Genomic DNA, 1,152 nt, shown 5'->3' with positions numbered 1-1,152 from the left:
CTGTTCGCGGAAGTGCTGGGCCTGCCGCGGGTCTTCGCCGACGACGACTTCTTCGCGCTGGGCGGGCACTCCCTGCTCGCCACCCGGCTGGTCTCCCGGGTCCGGGCGACCCTCGGCGTCGAACTGGAGCTGCGCGCCCTGTTCCGCGCCCCGACCCCCGCCGGGGTGGCGGCCGGGCTGCGGCACGCCGAGGTCGCGCGGCAGTCCCTGGTGCCGCGGCCGCGCCGCGAGCCGATGCCGCTGTCCTTCGCGCAGCGCCGGCTGTGGTTCCTCCAGCAGTTCGGCGCGCCGAGCGCCACCTACCACATGCCGCTGGCGCTGCGGCTGTCCGGCGACCTCGACCGGGCCGCGCTGAGCGCCGCCGTCGCGGACGTGGTGGCCCGGCACGAGACGCTGCGCACCGTCTTCCCGCACACCGCCGGAATCCCGCGCCAGCGGGTGCTGGAGGCCGCCGAGGTCCCGGTCCGGCTGGCCGTGCGCACGGCCGGCGCGGCGCAGGTGCCCGCCCTGCTGCGCGCGGCCGCGGTGCGCGGCTTCGACCTGACCTGCGAAGTGCCGCTGCGGGCCGAGCTGTTCGCCCTGGCGCCGGACGAGCACGTGCTGCTGCTGGTCATGCACCACATCGTCGGCGACGGCTGGTCCATGGGACCGCTCGCCCGCGACCTGGCCGCCGCCTACACCACCCGGCTCGGCGGCGCGGCACCCGTGTGGCCGCCGCTGCCGGTGACCTACGGCGACTACACCCTGTGGCAGCACGACATCCTGGGCGACGAGCACGACGCCGGCTCCGTGTTCGCCCGCCAGGTCGCCTACTGGAAGAAGGCGCTGGCCGGGCTGCCCGAGCAACTGCGCCTGCCCGCCGACCGGCCCCGCCCGGCCGCCATGTCGTACGGCGGCGACGTGCTGGAACTGCGTGTCGACGCCGAACTGCACGCGGCGCTCGTGGAGTTGGCGCGCCGTAGTGGGGCGAGTCTGTTCATGGTGCTCCAGGCGGCGTTGGCGGCGCTGTACACGCGGCTGGGTGCGGGCACGGACATCCCGGTCGGCAGTCCGATCGCGGGGCGTACGGACGAGGCGCTGGACGATCTGGTGGGGTTCTTCGTCAACACGCTGGTGCTGCGGACCGATACGAGCGGTGATCCGTCGTTCGCT

General features: G+C 74.9%; 1 protein-coding gene. It reads left to right on the top strand.

The window, feature by feature from the left end; all coding sequences use genetic code 11:
* Positions 1-1,152 (top strand): condensation domain-containing protein (locus WA788_RS35295; RefSeq protein ID WP_335984551.1); only part of this gene is annotated, 1,152 nt, incomplete at both ends.

Origin of the sequence: Streptomyces sp. CA2R106 (assembly GCF_037034245.1) — a bacterium.
Taxonomy (GTDB): domain Bacteria; phylum Actinomycetota; class Actinomycetes; order Streptomycetales; family Streptomycetaceae; genus Actinacidiphila.
This window is presented reverse-complemented; position numbering and strand designations above follow the sequence as displayed.